Below are 17350 nucleotides of genomic sequence, written 5' to 3' on the forward strand. Positions count from 1 at the left end.
TATGTCACACATTAAAGGTATTGGTGCATCTGCAGGAATTGCAGTTGCAAAAGCATTCGTCATGGAGACACCTTCATTCGATATCCCATCACACAAGATTGAAGATGTCGCTGCAGAAAAGGCTCGCTTCCACGATGCGATCGCACAATCTAAAACGGAGCTTGAAGCAATTCGCGAACATACACTTCGTGAGCTCGGTCCAGACAAAGCCGAGATTTTCTCAGCTCACCTTTTAATCGTTGAGGACCCAGAAATCGTATCGCAAGTGAACGACAAAATTGAAAGCGAAAACATGAACGCCGCGAAGGCACTTGACGAAGTCGCCCAAACGATGATTATGATTTTCGAATCAATGGATAACGAATACATGCGCGAACGCGCAGCTGATGTTCGTGACGTCACAAAACGTGTCATGGCTCACATTCTCGGAGTGACATTCGTGACTCCAGCTTCGATTTCAGAAGAAGTCATCATCATTGCCGAAGATTTGACACCATCAGACACGGCACAACTTAACCGTAAATACGTCAAAGGATTCGCGACGAACATCGGTGGACGTACGTCTCACTCTGCCATCATGTCACGCTCACTTGAAATTCCGGCCGTCGTTGGAACAAAAGTAGCCCTTGAAGAAATCAAAAACGGTGACCTCGTCATCATCGACGGTACAGAAGGTGACGTCTTCGTCAACCCTTCAGAAGATCTCGTCAAAGAATACGAAGGCAAACGTGCTGATTTTGAAGCGTACAAAGAAGAGTTGAAGCAACTCGTCAACGAAGAGTCAATCACAGCGGACGGTCACAAAGTGAAGCTTGCTGCGAACATCGGGACACCGAACGACCTCGAAGGCGTTTTGAAAAACGGTTCAGATGCAATCGGGCTCTATCGTACGGAGTTCCTATATATGGACTCTGAAACGTTCCCGACTGAAGAAGAGCAATACACAGCTTACAAAACGGTTCTTGAAGGCATGGAAGGCAAGCAAGTCGTCATCCGTACACTCGACATCGGTGGCGACAAAGAGTTGTCATACCTTGACCTCCCGAAAGAAATGAACCCGTTCCTCGGCTATCGTGCCATCCGCCTTTGCCTTGAGGAAACAGATTTGTTCCGCACACAACTTCGTGCCCTTCTCCGTGCCTCAGCTCACGGTAACCTTGCAATCATGTTCCCAATGATTGCGACACTCGAAGAGTTCCGCGCGGCGAAAGCCCTTCTTCTCGAAGAAGAAGCGAAGTTGAAAGAAGAAGGAATCGAAGTCGGACAATATGAGACGGGGATGATGGTTGAAATCCCATCAACCGCTGTCATGGCGAAGCAATTCGCAAAAGAAGTCGATTTCTTCTCAGTCGGAACAAACGACTTGATTCAATACACGATGGCGGCTGACCGGATGAACGAAAAAGTTTCTTACTTGTACCAACCGTTCAACCCTGCCATCTTGAACCTTCTCCACAATGTCATCACTGAAGCACACAAAGCTGGCAAATGGGTCGGCATGTGTGGAGAGATGGCTGGAGAAGAACTCGCGATTCCAATCCTTCTCGGTCTTGGTCTCGACGAATTCTCGATGTCCGCTTCAAGCGTCCTTCGTGCGCGTAGCCTCGTGAAACGCTTGACGAAGTCGGAAACAGAAGCAATCGTCAACGAAGTCCTCAACATGGACACAGCTGAAGAAGTCGTGAACTTCCTTAGCGAAAAGTTCGACATTAAGAAGTGACAAAACAAGTATACCTATTATTTATTTGGGTTTTAAAGCTTTCTACTATTTTGATTTCTCTACTATTGAATAGAAGTTTAGAAAGGTCAACAGGAATGTATACAACTCTATCCCCTTATTCGAAAAGAAAAGGACTTTTTGCGGTATACATTTAACTTTGTTTTACCGAAAGTTCAAAAAAAGTATTTCAATCTTTATGTTACGATTAGATGACTCTGGCATTACTCGAGGGCACTGAAAAACCTTCGCTCTATCCGAGCGTGAACAGAGAAAAGGACGATTGGACCGACTTGTAACTGATATGCTCCCCAATAGGTAGACAGATGAAATAACAAATCTGTTTATTCTATTGAGGGAGTGTTTTTTTATGGGGAGAAGACGGCATTTAATCGAACAAAAACTGCGTGCACTACGAATGATGGAAGAAAAAACATATGCGTGGATGGAAATCGATGAGGCTCATCACGTCCCTGAGCATACCCTCCAGGTGTGGAAAGTGAAATTCAAGACCAGGGGAATAGACGCCTTGAAGGAGTCGAGGACATGTCGACGACCGATACGTTCCCGGTCGTGCTTTAGTGTGAAATCGCGCAGGTCTCACGGATCGCCTATCATAAATGGAAGAAGCGTGCCGTCTCGATACGTGAGGCAGAGAACCTGATGAAACGAGAATTCAGCGCGTTCCGATGATCCATAGCGACCGAGGGCTCCAATATATCTCGTGAGAGTTCAAACGCATGGTAGAGGACGCGAGACTGACCCACAGCATGTCCCCCGGGTCGGACGTTGTCTCGACAACGCCCCGATCTCGACGTTTGGGGTACCCCAAACGTCGAGATGTATTACCTGCGTGAGTTTCAGGCCTACAGCGAACTTACATCAGTCATCGATACCTACATAACGTTCTACAACCGTGATTATTTCCAGAAAAACTAAAGGCTAGAGTTCTGTCAATTACAAGACTCCAGCCCTTAGTAAAGTTTTATTTTTTATTCATTCTACTTAATCTGGAAAAATTCATAACTCAATATGAGTATTCTCTTTCTTTCAGTACAGAAATTAAAAAGATACTCAAAAATGTAATAAAAGAAAGAAATGGGATAGTGACAAAACCAAATAATTCATAATGTATAGTAGTACAACTTTCACTTGAAATTGAGCAAAACATACTATTATATTGATTATTTTGAATATAAGTATGATAAGCAGCAAATAATAGACCAATAAAAGAAAGTATACCAGTGTAAAAATTAAATAAAAGGTCATTTGTTCTATATGCAACTATTGAAATTATTGGTATCGGGTAAAGGAATATTCTCTGATACCAACAAAGATTACATGGAGGGAGTTTTAAATACTCACTAAAAAATAAACTTCCGAGAACAGCAATACCTGAAATGACAGAAATCAATATAGTTTTATATTTGAAACCGATGTTCAAAATACATTTTCCTCTCTGATTTACATAGGAATATATTTGCTTACTAATCTTTTTATATCTTTATCTACAATTTTTTCTGAACATAATTCAGCTGATGAATAATCCGCTATAGAAGAATATAGTCTAGCTAAAGTCATGTTTAAATGATCGTTGTTTGAGTTGATATTACTGAATCTCCTTCCGTCGTTTGTAAGATTGACCAGGTTCTCTAGATGTTCTATCACCTTAATTGTTTTAATAAAATTATTTATCAAATACAAATTAGTCTGATAGTAATCTACATCAACACATTCAGGAAATTCAGTCTTAAGTTTATTAACTACATCATTCAGTTCTTTATATCTTTTTTCCTTCAATAAAAAATCGCATCTAAGTAAACTTAAATCAAGATAATAAGGATTTTGAAAAGAAAAGTTAGAAAAATTAAAAACTTTCCTATATATTAATTCTATATCCTTAGGATTTGTTTTTAACTCTTCCATTTCCCTAATTAAATAATAATACCACTTGTAATTATTTGGTTCTGATTTGACCATTTTTCTTGTTAATTCATAATTTCTCAAACTTTTATTATACATATCAACTTCACTTAAATCATATCCATGATGACTAACTTTAATATTCGATTTAACATTTATTGGATAGGCGAGTGTATTAGAATATACAGGTTCTTCATGTACCTTCCCCCAAAATTTTATACCTTTATTCATAGGGATTAATCTTTTATTATTTTCAGTTAATTGACCGTTATGTTCTATTATTGTAGGGCTGACTACACACTCCACCCCTAGATACGTCAACAACTTTACGATTCTTCTGGCTTCATTCTTATTCGAAAGATAATTATTATCTGCATCAATAAAATAAATCCAATCTGTTGAACATAAATTAATAATCTTATTTCTTTGTTTAGAAAAATCATCTTCCCAATCATTCAAAAGAACTTTTAAGTGAGTACACGTTTCTTTTGCGATTTTAACTGTTTCATCGGTAGAAAAGGAATCTAATAAAATAATTTCATCAAAATTAGATTTAAGACTATTTAAGCATTTTTTTATGTTTTTCTCCTCATTAAAAGTAATAATTCCACAAGTTATAGTAGGGAAATTAAAATCAGTATACTCATTCACTAGATTAGTGATAGATTTATCATCTAGGTCTAAATCTATCACTATTTTCATCATCTCTGTTATATCACGTATTAGATTTATGTCTTGAACAATTTCTGAAGAATCATAATCATTATTTATTTTGTTGTATAATTCATTTAATCTAATCATTATTATTCCCTCTTCATTCTATAGATAACCACTTGATTTAAGTGAGTTGATTATTTCTTTCTTTGATTGAAGTCCTTCTAGTCTATGCTGCTCAATGCCGTTTTTATAAAAAATAATTGTTGGTGTCTTATCAATTTTATGCTCTTTCAAAAAAGATAAATCAAAATTTTGCTCATACTCAACATTTACGGCTCGCCAATCCACTTTATTATTCTCAATCACTTCATTAATTGTCGGCTTCATTTGCTGACAAGCTGGACAACTGGTTTTATAAACATATACAAAAAATGTTTCTTTCGCAGTTATCATTGTTTTATAATCTTTCAAAGTAGTTTGCTCATATAGAGGTTTTTCCATAGACTCTGTATTAATAACAAAAAATCCAATTACGAACACTGATATTATTAATACAGAAATTAATATCCATTTTTTCATTTCTATTCTCCTTTTTTCTCAAAATGATGTAATAGTAAAGTAATTTTAAAGAACGTATTAGGTTGAATCTATAACACTGCTCATTTGACAAATTGTATTTCTTTGTCAAAATCTAATGATTTAGAAAAACTAATATCATTGATTGGCGAATGAGAGATATAGATTAAAATACTGTTTATTTCATTTAAGAATTGATGAATATTTACTAAATTCTCATGGTCAACATTACTTAATGATTCGTCTAAAATTATGACTTCAGGATTATGAATAATAATTCTCGCAAGTGCTAACCTTTGTTTTTGACCAGTAGATAAATTAGATCCGTGTTCTAAAACAAAAAAATCAAATTTTTCTTCCTTCAGCATAATAAAATTGTAGATTTGCGCAGCTCTACATGCAAATATGACTTTTTCAATTTCAACTTCTAGCCCCATTAATAAATTATCTAAAAGAGTGCCTGAAAAGAAAAATGGGTGTGCATCTTGATATATTATCTTTTTCTTTAGAGCTTCTGAATCGATTTCGTTAATATCCACTCCATTTATTAGCACTGTATTTGGCGGTGAAACATACAGATTTGAGATCAATTTTGCAAAAGTACTTTTTCCATTACCACTTGAACCTGTTATTAACAATTTGTCTTTTTCTTGAATTTTTAAATTTAATTCAGAAAAAATATCATTAAAGTTATCATAACTAAATGTTAGATTTTGTATATTTATTTCTTTGATATTATTAGTAAAGTTAATTTCTTTAACCTTATTTTCAACAGGGTAGTTCATAATACTAAAAACTCTATCTACTGCTACTGAAGCTTTTTGAATTTCAGATTGTACACTGATTAAGCTTTCTAAAGAATTTAGCATAAAGACTACAATTGTGTTAATTAACAGCAATGTTCCTAACGTAATTGAATCGTTTAAAACTTGTTGAGAACCAATCCACAAAATAATTATTGAAAAAGAGGTCTGTATCAAAGACTTCAAAGAGTTACTTAAATTAACAAGTTTAAGTTCTTTATGTGTAGAATTTAATTGATCATTAAACACACTATGAAATCTAGTCAAAAAAAACTGATTTTTATTGAATGCAAAAATGGTATTCATGTTAGAGATAAACTGAATCAAAAACGAATTTGTCATCGATGCTTTTCTCATTACAGTTAAATTTTTTTCTCTTATAGAATCAACAAACAAAATACTAACAATTAATAATAGTAATAGTGGCAATACGGTTGTTAGAAACAATACTGGGTTTATATAGTATAAAAACAGTCCCATTCCAATAATAATAAAGCTATCTAAACAAGAGGAGACTAAAGTAGTGCTAAAAATATTTCTTATATAAGTGCTATCATTAAACCTTGAAATAATGTCACCACTATCTCTTCTTTCAAAAAAATTTAGAGGTAATTTCGTTAACTTGGTAAAGAAATCTCTAGATATAGATAAATCTAATCTTAAAGACATATTAATTATGAAAACATTTCGTAAGAAATCAAAAAATACATTCAATAAATTTATAAACAAGAATAATAAACTTAATGAAACTAATGCACTTTCAAAATGATTGGGTAAAATTACGTCTACAATATATTTAATGAATAAAGACAAAGTTAAAGTTAGTAATATTACTATAACTGAAAGAAAGAAAATCATCACTAAAGAAGATACGTTTTTTTTTAAAATACTTACCAAATATTCTTTTTTAATACTATTATTGTTTTTATCTTCCGATATTTCTATAGAATTATTTACTTTTGAAATTATTAATAGTACTCCAGTAAAAGAATTCATAAAATCGCTCTTTTTCACTCTAGAAATATTTTTTTTGTTAGGATCGCTAATGACCAGATGATTCTTCAAAGCCTTATATATCACTATGTAATGACCTCTACCATTTTGATGCGTCAAAGCAATTAAGGGTAAAGTATTGGAATCGATTACTTTGTCTAAATCACTTATGTTAATTTTCACGGCTCTACTTTCAAATAAATTGAAATTTCTTGTTATTGAAATCAAATCTTTTACAGAGTAATCATCGGATTTCATAACAATATCTTTTAAATAATCACAATTAACATCTTTTTTTCCAAAATATTTGTATACTGAGACTAGACAAGCAATACCGCAATCGTTATCGCTCTGCTGTTTAGTATGATATAAATTATTTCTCATCAAAATATCAATTCCTTTAATAAAATCTTAGTGTTTATATTTGGTGAAAATAAAAGTAAAAAGGAAACCTAATCGATAAATGACAGGATTCCCTTTTTACTTTAATTAGCAATAAGTATTATAAAGCTTGCACGCAGATTCTCCAGTTCCACAACCATATCTTTTCGGTGAAAAACAAGATGCGAAGAAAGCAGCACATTGCGCACTGTTGTATTTGTAACCGCCACCCCCACCTCCAGGCTGTTGATTAGCTCCGCCATCAAACTCTTCCATTTCTTCAAAAGAAAGTTCTTTCATTAATTCTTCCATTTAAATACCACCTTTAAAAGTAAATTTAATACTATTAAATCATATTTGTCTTTACCTTAATTGTCAATATTTCCTTTCTGTTTTTCTTTATTTTTACTAATTTACTTAAATTATTTTCCTGCTAATGTTTATAATAAGTCATTAAAGTCTAATAATCACCAAAAACACCATGCTTATTTTGGATAATGCGACTACAGTCCATTTTTTTTATCGAGAACCCTGATTTTTAAAGAAGAAGAATTTGCTCATAAAATCTTTGATGCTCTAGTTTCAAACGGGCTTAAGATGGAAAAAACAAACTATTTTCGAGTCATGACTGACACCCGAACTGTTAATCTTGCACTGTCGTCGATTTGAGTGTAGTCACTTGATACTGCGCCATATGGAACAATAAACAGCCACTAAACATACCTTTCTGACACGGGAAGTAAAAAAATCGACATCTTGAAGGAGCCAGAGACGTTGCAACCTTAAATGAAGGAAAAGACGATTACGGACGAACAATGAACTGAGCCCTGTTTTACAGACAGTTTAATAAAAAGTGCCTCGAATTCTATGCGGCAATCAGATGGCCCCGGTATTGCTCCGGGGTTATCTTTTTTAGGTTCCATTGTTTGCGTTCGCTGTTGTAATAGTCGATGTAGGAGTCGACCATCGAACGAACCTTGCTGAGGTCCAGTGCCGATCGGTGCTCGACATGATCTTTCAGATGCCCGAAGAAGGACTCGATCGGTGCGTTGTCGAGACAGTTCCCACGACGTGACATGGACTGGACCAACCCCAGTCCACGAATCCGCGACTGATAGGTCGGATGGGTATAGTGGAACCCTTGGTCCGAATGAATCACCGCCTCAGGGTGTAAGTTCCCGTTGAGGTGCTCTTCGAGTTTCCTTGTCGTCTGAAAGACGAGATCCATGTGAAGGCTCGTCGACGGATGGTGCGCCACGATTTTACGTGTCGCCACGTCCTTCACACAAGAGAGATAGATGTTCTGTCCCTTTCGTGTCGGGAGATAGGTGATGTCCGTCACGAAAACCTTGCCTGGCTCGTCCTGATAGAACTGACGGTTCAGACGATTCGGGAGCGTCCTGTGCTCCTGTGTCACCTTGGCGAGCTTCCGATATGCGTTCTTCGTGCGGATCTTCGTGACAATTCCATATTTCCGCCTCAGCCGAAGGATGCGTTTATGGTTCATGGGTGATCTGATGAGATCGAGGACCTCCATATAGAGCCCGCGATACCCGATCTTCCCGTTCCGGCGATCGTGGAGCTGTTTCAGGAGAAGATAGTCCGCTTAGTCGCGCTCTTCCCGTAAGGAATCTTCTTCCGCACGCTTGAGCCAGGCATAGTAGCCGCTTCGGCTCACACCCGGGATCTCGCAGAGGGGACGGACAAGGTTCTTCAGACGGAACGGTGTTGATGACCTGATATCGCTCTGTCGGTGTCAGTCGGTTCGCTTCGCCCGCCCCTCGAGCTTTTTTAACAGCTCGTTCTCCGCCGTCAAGTATTTGATGCGCGCCTCGGTCTTGGCGAGTCGTCGCTCGAGCGAGTCATCCTGCTTCGGACGCCCGCCGCTCGCGTTCGATTTCCCGCGACGTTCGGTCAACAGCCCTCTGTGCCGAGGTTTGATAGGTCTTGCGCCAGCGTTCCAAGGCAGACTTCGCCTTCACACGTCCAATCACCGTCAGGTCGAAACCGACCTCTTCGAAGATTTGGGAAGGACCCTTTCCTTCCTAATTTTCAAGGACGGCCCGTACCTTAAAGTCTCCCGTGTACTGGATCGACCGGTCCGAGACCGACTCTACGTTCGGATTTAACTCAAGCTGCCTGATCTGATGCTCGTTGAAGATGATTTACTCATGGATGCGTTCCCACGTCTGAATGAATAAGTTCATTTTATCGATTCAATCGCACACAAAAAAACCTGAATGAGCACTTTTTATCAAGTGTCTATCATTCAGGGTTCAGCTCACAATGCAGGAAGAGGAACTTATCAACGAAATAAAAGATCGAACATCGTATCCAAAAGATTGTACATGAAAGTTGGTGCCTACGAACCTAAAAATGATGCTTCAAAGGTTATAATTTTCAAATACTAGGTTAGAATTCACGGAAAAACCTTTGCTCTTGATTGGATCGACTTGCGTTAGGAGAATTCCCCTTTCCCTTATTCTGTTTCTTCTTTCTAAAAAGTTACTAGACTTCATATTGAGACCAATGATAATCCTCGCTTTCTGTAACGACACACCTTTAAGATTTGATATCTTTTTCGCGACCTTCAATTGGCTGTTCTTCTTCTTAATGGCGGACGTTTTCCCTCGATGGTCCTTAAAACCACCGGTACGCTAGTAGTCAATTTTATTAATCTGTTCGCGCAACTTCACAGACACACTGTAGAACATTAATTTGGCTAAATTCTCGCCCCTTTCCCGAAATCGTATAAATTAAATTCTCAATGCTTGAGCAGACTGCAGTGATCGAACTCTGCGCCAGCTCGGTAGCTTTTGTCCACGAACCTGTCCGTTCCTTCCCAAAAAGTGACGTCGACGGCCGTGATTCCTTTCAATGTCATCGCGAAATCGTAATTAATTTGGCAATGTTGTGCGTTGATTTTTTTCAATACGCTTGAGGGAGTCGTATCGACAATTAACTTCTCCATCTCTTGAGTAGTCCTATTTGTTTTGCGACTTAGACCGTATGTTCAATCATTTATAAAGGAAAACAGAGGAGTTTCATCCGTGTTTGGGATGAAGCTCCTCTGTTCAAAATCTTTTTGAGTTCTTTAGTGCCTCTCCTAACGGTGATCGTTTGTTTTGCTTATACAGTGACCCTAGAAGTAATTCGGTTCGTGTATTACCTTCTGAAATCTATAACGTATGAAAGATTGGAATATTCGTCTTTTTTAAAATACATGAATTTGTAGTAAATAACCTATTATAGGGTTTTAATTTACTTTGTCTTCTCCAGAAGTGATAACTGCTTGAATCTCTGATTTCAATGCATCCGAACGTGGTCCGAAGATTGCTTGAATGTTGTTACCAACCTCAAGGACACCAGATGCACCAAGGCGTTTCAACTCATCTTTGTTGACTTGGTTCTTATCTTTTACTTCGACACGGAGACGTGTGATACATGCATCGAGGTGCTGGATGTTTTGTGAGCCACCAAGACCGACGAGGATATCTTGTGCAAGTTCCGAACCAGTAGCTGTTGACTGTTCAACAACTTCATCTTCACGACCTGGTGTTTTAAGGTTGAACTTGCGGATAACGAAACGGAATCCGAAGTAGTAAACAACCGCAAACACGAGACCGACTGGAATGACGAGCCACCAAGCTGTTTTACCTTGTAGCACACCGTAGAGTAGGAAATCGATCAATCCACCTGAGAACGTCATCCCGATTTTCACGTTCAAAATGTGCATAATCATGAAAGAAAGACCTGCGAATACTGCGTGTACTGCGAAGAGAAGTGGTGCTACGAACAAGAATGAGAACTCGATTGGTTCTGTGATACCAGTCAAGAACGATGTAAGGGCCGCCGAAGCCATGAGTCCACCGACAACCGCTTTACGCTCAGGACGTGCTTCGTGATACATTGCGAGTGCTGCTGCAGGGAGACCAAACATCATGAACGGATACTTTCCTGTCATAAAAGTACCAGCTGTCAATTCAACATCATCGCGGAGTTGCGCGAAGAAAATCGCTTGGTCACCACGAACAATGTCGCCTGCTGCATCTGTGTATGAACCAAATTCAAACCAAAACGGTGAGTAGAAGATATGATGAAGACCGAATGGAATCAATGAACGTTCGATTAAGCCGAAGACGAATGCCGCAAAGGTACGGTTTTCATTCAACATAAAATTAGAGAATGAGTTCAATCCACCTTGTATTGGTGGCCAGATAAGAAGCATCACAAAACCAGCAATTATAGCCAAAACAGCTGTAACGATTGGAACAAACCGCTTACCAGCAAAGAAACCAAGAAACTGTGGCAATTCGATATTGAAGTACTTGTTATAGGCCCATGCGGCGATGAGACCCATGATAATCCCTCCGAATACCCCTGTTTGGAGTGTTGGGATACCGAGTACGTTAGCGTAAGCTGGATCACCTTGTGCCAATACTTCAGGTGTGAGTTCGAGCCAAACACCCATGACTTTGTTCATGATCAAGAATCCAACGATTGCTGCAAGTCCGGCTACCCCGTCACCTGCTAAACCGATGGCGACACCGACTGCGAACAAGAGCGCCAAGTTCGAGAAGATGATTCCACCTGCTTGCTCCATCAATTGAGCGAACTTCACAACACTTTCATTTGTCAACCAGCCTGCTCGATCGGTTAAAGTTGTATTTTGCATTGCGTTACCGAATGCAAGAAGAAGACCGGCTGCTGGCAAGATGGCAACAGGAAGCATAAGTGCTTTACCGACTTTTTGAAGAACACCAAAGATCTGCTTAAACATCAACATTTCCTCCTTTTTTAGTACGTATAAACAATATGATAGCGGCGTAGATGTCAGACAACCGACGTATCTAAACGTTTTCATAAATCACGTTTATAAAAACAGAAAAGGCATGAATAAGGATAGAACGTAGACCTCTCCTAATGGAGACATCACATAACGTTCCACTCCTTACTCATGCCTGATCGAATCAGTAACACGTAAGACACGTGGTATCATTTATCTACTTGTTAGGCGCTGGAGATGCATCGTCAAATATGTCGCTTCACCTCGTGGGACAGGACGCTTTAATTCGCGTTCCATGATGCCCATCAGCTCCCAAGCAGTACTATAGCATAGCGGATATTCGTCGCGCAACACCTTTTCAATTTTTTGTGGTGCCTCGACTGTCTCACCCGTCGCAACCCGCTCAACGGCGTACCTTAAGTGCCGAAGTAAGCGCTTATAATCGAGTGACGTCCGGTCCATTTTCACGTTCAAACGACTCTCAATCGTCTGTACAATTTGCCCGATGATTTGATTATGACGGTTGACCTCGAGGACGTTTTTGAACGTCGTCGCCGAGTGGATATGAAGGGCAATGAATCCAGTCTCCGCATCTGGGAGCAAAACGTTCAATCGTTCATGGAACATATCGACGATTCGTTCCGCGAGCGCAAACTCGTTTGGATAGAGCGATTCCGTTTCAAGTAAAAACGGATTCGTCACTTCCATCCCTTGTTCGATTCGCTTCATCGTGAAGAACAAGTGGTCGGTCAAGCCGATATGGATGTGCTCATCGACTTTCTTGCCCGTACTCGTCTCAATGAAGCCGACAATCTCTTGCATGAACGCAATGAAGTCCTCGTCGACATGTTTGACGAGTTCCTGATATTGAGATTGCTCTTCTTTATCTGTCAGTTGATACACTTTCTCCGGGACGCTGGCCGGGTCGACGAGGTCTCCTGGTTTTTTGCCAAAGCCAATCCCCTTCCCGAGTAGAATGACTTCCGGATCCGTATCATGTTGACAAATGACAACGCTATTATTCAACACTTTCTTGATCGTATACATCGGTAATGTCATTCGCATCGCATCCCTTACTAAAAATCGTTTCGCTATCTAGTATATCGGTTCATGCCCTAAAAAAGTAGGGACAAAACAAAAAAGGCGAACATTTCTGTCGCCAAGTGAACTACTCACCACTTATTTGCTTCGCAAATTGAAGGGGGAGCTTCTTGGGAAGAACGTACTTTTATTAGCCACGATTATTTACCAAGCTCGTCGGGTGGTTCCCACCCTGAAGGAATTCGTTTTAGTTTGCCAACATCAACAGGTTGATGCTCGCGTTGATGTCACGGTCATGATGCGCGCCACAGGCACACGTCCATTCACGGACATCCATCGCCTTCTTCTCGCCTTTTACGCCGCAAGAAGAACAGATCTGCGTCGATGCGAACCAGGGGTCTGCCTTGATGAGCGTCCGTCCGTAAAAGTTTGATTTGTACTCGAGTTGCCGGACGAACTCGTGCCAACTGACATCTGCAATCGATTTGGCGACCTTGTGGTTTTGCATCATGTTGTTCGACTTCAATGTCTCCACGACGATGACTTGGTTCTCGTCAACGATCCGTCTCGACAGCTTGTGAAGGAAGTCCTTGCGTTGGTTGGCAATCTTTTCGTGTTTCTTGGCCAAAAGTAATTTGGCTTTTTCACGATTCTTGCTCCCAATCTTCTTTCGCGACAGCGCCCGTTGCGCCTTCTTGACCTTCGCTTCGGATTGTCAGAGGAAGCGAGGGTTGCCGATCTTCTCCGAAATCATCGCATCGTTCGTCATGACGGCAAAGTGTTTTAGGCCGAGATCGATCCCGACCTTGTTCTCGGCTGGGATCGATGGTGCATCGTCCTGTTCGACGAGGATGGAGATGAAGAACTTGCCCGTCCTCGTCATCGACACCGTCGCCGACCGGATGACGCCCTCGAACGGGCGATGTTGTGTGAACCGTACGAACCCGACCTTCGGCAGACGGACCTTGCCCGCCTCGATGCGGATCGTGCCATGCTGGTTGTTCGTCGTGTAGGAGGCGCGCGACCGCCGTCTCGATTTGAACACCGGGAAGCCGCCCGTTCCGGCGAAGAACTTCGCGAACGCGGTGTCGAGGTTCAGCTTCGCGTTCGCGAGCGCGAGGCTGTCCGCCTCGGCGAGGAACGGGAACAGGGGCTTGTAGGATGCGGGTGTCGCCGGTTTCCGTCTCATTCCGCTTCCCGCTTTCGCCTCCTCGCGGATGGCGATGCGGTCCTCGAGCAGCTTGTTGTAGATGAACCGGGCGCAGCCGATCGTCTTGATCAGGAACTCGGCCTGTGCCGGCGTCGGATGGAGCCTGTATGTATAGCCTTTCAGCATGTCCGTCCCTCCTCCCTCCAGAAGATCGTGATATGTCTTCCTCATCCGATACCCGCGGAGGGGGAGGGAGAATCTGACGGAATCACGAACTTTTGTTCGTCACATCTGTCACAGGGGGAGAAGAGTTTTGGATTGGGCGATTCATCCCCCACCTACGCCGGGTTTCGCCCCGAGACGCTTAGAGGAGGGAGAATTCTCGCCTACTTTTGTTAAAACATTGAATAACCGCTCTTTCGTAAGAAACGAATCGTCACACCAGCTAGAATTGCACCGAGCAATCCAAAGCCGAGCATGAATAAATCGAGAAGTTGCAACCCGACGAGTCCTTCATAGACACTCGTAAGCGCGGTCGATGTCTCGGTCACGTAACTCGAAAGTTTGACATTATCAATCATCATGATGACAAAAATCGGATAAATGAACACAAGTGTCCATGTCTTTTTAAGTAACATATTCAAGATGAAGCCGATACTGAAAAAAATCGTCATATATAAAACGGCTCCAATGACTGCTTGGATAATATGCATGTATTGCCCCCCTTGTCCGCTCTTCATTATACAAAATTTCGACCAACGAGGTCAAAGAACTTCCTATGACAATTTCGAAAGAAAAACAGCCCGTTCTGAGATAGAACGAGCCGTGCAATCATGAAATTAGAACTTCCCTTTTTTAAGGACGAGTCCGTACTTTTTCAATTCGATGAAGTGTTTGTTGTCGATGACTTTTTTCATGAACGAAGCGTTGCGACCGAAGATCTTCTTGCCCATCACGATTCCGATTCCATCGTTATGTCCGAGTGAAGCGACCGTTCCCTTGCTCTCGTAAGTGAACTTCGATGTCGATTTTCCATTGATGAGCGCCGCAATGTTTTTCGCAACGTTATGTGCTTGTTGTGTCGCGATTTGTGCCGTCGGTGGGTATGGACGGTTCGATGCAGGATCCATGACCGCTGAGCAGTCACCGATGATGAAGACGTTGTCGTGACCTGGTGCACGGTTGTCCGCTTCCACCATGACACGGTTACGGACCGCTTCAAATCCTGATTTTTCGATGATCGGGCTACCACTTACGCCACCTGTCCAGATGATCGTGTTGGCACGAATCGTTTCTGTCGTGTCACCTTGAAGTGGACCGAATGTCACCACACCTGGCTCGACACCTTTGATTCCGTTACCAAGTTTCATCTCGACACCGTTACGCTCCAACCATTTCTGTGCGTATGTCGTGAGTTCTGGGTCGAAACCAGGAAGAACCGTTGGTGCCGCTTCAATGTTGACGATGCGAACCGCTTCGCGTGGAACGTCATACTGTTTGCAAAGTTCAGGGATTCGGTTGACGATTTCACCGAGGAATTCGATTCCTGTGAATCCGGCACCACCGACAACGATCGTCACGAACGAATTGTCAGAAGAACCATTTGTTTTATATTGAGCGAATGAATATTCGATGTGCTCTTTGATTTTACGAACACTGTTCAACGAGCTGATTGTCATCGCATTTTCTTTCAAGCCTGGGATACCGAACGTTTCAGGTACACCGCCAAGACCGATGACGACATAGTCGTATTCGACAACTGAACCATCTTCGAGTGTAACTTGTTTCGCAGCAGTATCGACGCGATCGACGATCCCTTTGACAAGTTTCACACGTGACGGGTTCACAATATCGTTAATGTAGATGCGTGCTTGGTCTGGGTTCATCGTTCCAGCAGCTGGTTCGTGAAGCCATGTCGTTTGGTAGTGATAATCATGCTTGTTGATAAGCGTAATGTTCGCATCACCTGCAGCGAGTGTCTTTTGAAGGTTGACGGCTGTGATGAGTCCACCGAAGCCCGCACCAAGAATAACAATGTTAGGTCGTTTCATGTTCATTTCCACCTTGTTTAAAATTTTGTTTTTTTGAACAACTATGTTGTGTGTTTCTTCACATAGACGTTCACAATAAAGCCTATTCTTGTTCAACATCTGTTCACAATTGCTTCTGTTTCATTGTACGCTCTTTAATTTGAATTCTCAATGGAAAAGCTTATCTTCTTGAATTTTTTTTGAAAGTGTTGCATGTTTGTACTGAATGGATTTAATTCAATAAACTCTCTATAATAGATGTATACGCTTTGAGGAGGAATTCGATGAAGACGACGAAAGATGTAATCATCATCGGTGGCGGCCCAGTCGGACTGTTCACCGCATTTTATGCAGGCATGCGCCAACTCGATACGACGTTGATTGAAAGCTTACCGCAACTCGGTGGTCAGTTATCAACGCTCTATCCTGAAAAATATATTTATGATATTGCCGGTTTCCCGAAAGTGAAAGCACAGGACTTGATTGATCAACTAAAAGCTCAGGCCGATCAATTCGAACAAGACTACCGCCTCGGCGAAACGGTGGAAACGGTCGAACGCCTCGAGGACGGCACTTTCGTATTGACGACGAACAAAGAAGAGTATCATACGAAAGCCATCATCATCACAGCCGGAAACGGTGCCTTCTCAGCCCGCCCACTCGGTCTTGATGGCTGCGAAGATTATGCCAACCTTCATTACTTTGTTGACAACATGGAGAAATTCCGTGATCGCCGTGTCATGATTGCCGGCGGTGGCGATTCAGCCGTCGACTGGGCACTCATGCTTGAAGGAATCGCAAAAGAAGTACACATCGTTCACCGTCGTGACCGCTTCCGTGCTCATGAACATACGGTAGAACAGATGAAGGCATCGACGATTAACGTCCTTACGCCTTACAACATCGAGTCACTGTCTGGTGAGACACACATCGAATCTGTCGAATTGACAGATAAGGATGGCGAATCAAAAATCGTTGAAATCGATGATTTGATTTGTAACTACGGATTCGTTTCATCGCTCGGTCCAATCAAGAACTGGGGAATGGAATTCGAGAAAAACACAATCCGTGTCGATTCACGTATGGAAACGACCGTTGCCGGCATCTTCGCTTGCGGTGATATCGCGACATACGAAGGGAAAGTAAAATTGATTGCGACCGGTTTCGGTGAAGCCCCAATCGCCATCAACCAAGTGAAACAGCTCGTGGATCCGACTGCTCGTCATCCGCAACACTCGACATCTGTATTTGCTGGGAAATAACCAAAAACGCTTCTGTGGACCACATCCACAG

12 protein-coding genes and 3 pseudogenes are annotated in these 17350 nt (G+C 41.3%); 3 read left to right on the forward strand and 12 right to left on the reverse strand.

Annotated features, from left to right (window positions below):
* Position 1: 1 nt before the first annotated feature.
* Both ptsP and OKS35_RS15395 read left to right on the forward strand, forming a co-directional pair.
* Entirely contained in the window at positions 2-1720 is a 1719-nt protein-coding gene (ptsP, locus tag OKS35_RS06505; RefSeq protein WP_214683925.1) for a phosphoenolpyruvate--protein phosphotransferase, read from the forward strand.
* 683 nt (positions 1721-2403) lie between these two features.
* A pseudogene (locus tag OKS35_RS15395) lies at positions 2404-2656 on the forward strand (IS3 family transposase); the annotation flags it as partial.
* Positions 2657-2744: 88 nt separating this feature from the next.
* Here OKS35_RS15395 and OKS35_RS06515 read toward each other — a convergent pair.
* From OKS35_RS06515 to OKS35_RS06570, 12 genes and pseudogenes are all read right to left on the reverse strand, one after another.
* On the reverse strand, positions 2745-3161 hold the full coding sequence (locus OKS35_RS06515; protein WP_318841966.1) for a disulfide bond formation protein B: 417 nt from the start codon (positions 3159-3161) through the stop codon (positions 2745-2747).
* Between the two features lie 20 nt (positions 3162-3181).
* Positions 3182-4441 carry a glycosyltransferase gene (locus tag OKS35_RS06520; protein WP_264092678.1) on the reverse strand — a complete coding sequence of 420 codons (1260 nt, stop codon included), beginning with the start codon at positions 4439-4441 and terminating at the stop codon, positions 3182-3184.
* 18 nt (positions 4442-4459) lie between these two features.
* Positions 4460-4876, reverse strand: coding sequence for a thioredoxin family protein (locus OKS35_RS06525; protein ID WP_264092679.1), 417 nt, complete (start codon positions 4874-4876; stop codon positions 4460-4462).
* Positions 4877-4956: 80 nt separating this feature from the next.
* Positions 4957-7053, reverse strand: coding sequence for a peptidase domain-containing ABC transporter (locus OKS35_RS06530; protein WP_264092680.1), 2097 nt, complete (start codon positions 7051-7053; stop codon positions 4957-4959).
* Between the two features lie 105 nt (positions 7054-7158).
* Positions 7159-7362 (reverse strand): sublancin family glycopeptide, encoded by a 204-nt coding sequence (gene sunA, locus OKS35_RS06535; protein WP_264092681.1) that lies wholly within the window; start codon positions 7360-7362, stop codon positions 7159-7161.
* A gap of 553 nt (positions 7363-7915) precedes the next feature.
* A pseudogene (locus tag OKS35_RS06540) lies at positions 7916-9215 on the reverse strand (IS3 family transposase).
* Positions 9216-9814: 599 nt separating this feature from the next.
* Positions 9815-10021, reverse strand: coding sequence for a DUF1207 domain-containing protein (locus OKS35_RS06545; protein WP_264092682.1), 207 nt, complete (start codon positions 10019-10021; stop codon positions 9815-9817).
* Positions 10022-10306: 285 nt separating this feature from the next.
* Positions 10307-11830, reverse strand: a complete 1524-nt coding sequence (gene ptsG / locus OKS35_RS06550) for a glucose-specific PTS transporter subunit IIBC (RefSeq protein WP_318841967.1) — start codon at positions 11828-11830, stop codon at positions 10307-10309.
* Between the two features lie 219 nt (positions 11831-12049).
* Positions 12050-12895 carry a glucose PTS transporter transcription antiterminator GlcT gene (gene glcT / locus OKS35_RS06555; protein ID WP_012726818.1) on the reverse strand — a complete coding sequence of 282 codons (846 nt, stop codon included), beginning with the start codon at positions 12893-12895 and terminating at the stop codon, positions 12050-12052.
* 229 nt (positions 12896-13124) lie between these two features.
* Positions 13125-14213 (reverse strand): annotated as a pseudogene (gene tnpB, locus OKS35_RS06560) (IS200/IS605 family element RNA-guided endonuclease TnpB).
* Between the two features lie 209 nt (positions 14214-14422).
* Complete coding sequence (locus OKS35_RS06565; RefSeq protein ID WP_047795135.1) at positions 14423-14740, reverse strand: YuiB family protein; 318 nt, start codon at positions 14738-14740, stop codon at positions 14423-14425.
* Between the two features lie 126 nt (positions 14741-14866).
* Positions 14867-16078, reverse strand: a complete 1212-nt coding sequence (locus OKS35_RS06570; protein ID WP_074033515.1) for an NAD(P)/FAD-dependent oxidoreductase — start codon at positions 16076-16078, stop codon at positions 14867-14869.
* Positions 16079-16341: 263 nt separating this feature from the next.
* On the opposite strand from OKS35_RS06570, the gene OKS35_RS06575 reads away from it, so the two are divergent.
* The gene (locus OKS35_RS06575) at positions 16342-17319 is read left to right on the forward strand and encodes an NAD(P)/FAD-dependent oxidoreductase (protein WP_012726821.1); all 978 of its coding nucleotides are present in this window, start codon (positions 16342-16344) and stop codon (positions 17317-17319) included.
* Positions 17320-17350 lie beyond the last annotated feature (31 nt).

Origin of the sequence: Exiguobacterium sp. N5, assembly GCF_025842465.1 — a bacterium.
GTDB classification, from domain to species: Bacteria; Bacillota; Bacilli; order Exiguobacteriales; family Exiguobacteriaceae; genus Exiguobacterium; species Exiguobacterium profundum.

Bases quoted from the DNA above. Each gene is read 5' to 3' on its own strand.
- ptsG (WP_318841967.1), bottom strand. From the start codon at position 11,830: ATGTTTAAGCAGATCTTTGGTGTTCTTCAAAAAGTCGGTAAAGCACTT.
- OKS35_RS06565 (WP_047795135.1), bottom strand. From the start codon at position 14,740: ATGCATATTATCCAAGCAGTCATTGGAGCCGTTTTATATATGACGATT.
- OKS35_RS06530 (WP_264092680.1), bottom strand. From the start codon at position 7,053: ATGAGAAATAATTTATATCATACTAAACAGCAGAGCGATAACGATTGC.
- OKS35_RS06570 (WP_074033515.1), bottom strand. From the start codon at position 16,078: ATGAAACGACCTAACATTGTTATTCTTGGTGCGGGCTTCGGTGGACTC.
- glcT (WP_012726818.1), bottom strand. From the start codon at position 12,895: ATGACATTACCGATGTATACGATCAAGAAAGTGTTGAATAATAGCGTT.
- OKS35_RS06545 (WP_264092682.1), bottom strand. From the start codon at position 10,021: ATGGAGAAGTTAATTGTCGATACGACTCCCTCAAGCGTATTGAAAAAA.
- OKS35_RS06525 (WP_264092679.1), bottom strand. From the start codon at position 4,876: ATGAAAAAATGGATATTAATTTCTGTATTAATAATATCAGTGTTCGTA.
- ptsP (WP_214683925.1), top strand. From the start codon at position 2: ATGTCACACATTAAAGGTATTGGTGCATCTGCAGGAATTGCAGTTGCA.
- OKS35_RS06520 (WP_264092678.1), bottom strand. From the start codon at position 4,441: ATGATTAGATTAAATGAATTATACAACAAAATAAATAATGATTATGAT.
- sunA (WP_264092681.1), bottom strand. From the start codon at position 7,362: ATGGAAGAATTAATGAAAGAACTTTCTTTTGAAGAAATGGAAGAGTTT.
- OKS35_RS06575 (WP_012726821.1), top strand. From the start codon at position 16,342: ATGAAGACGACGAAAGATGTAATCATCATCGGTGGCGGCCCAGTCGGA.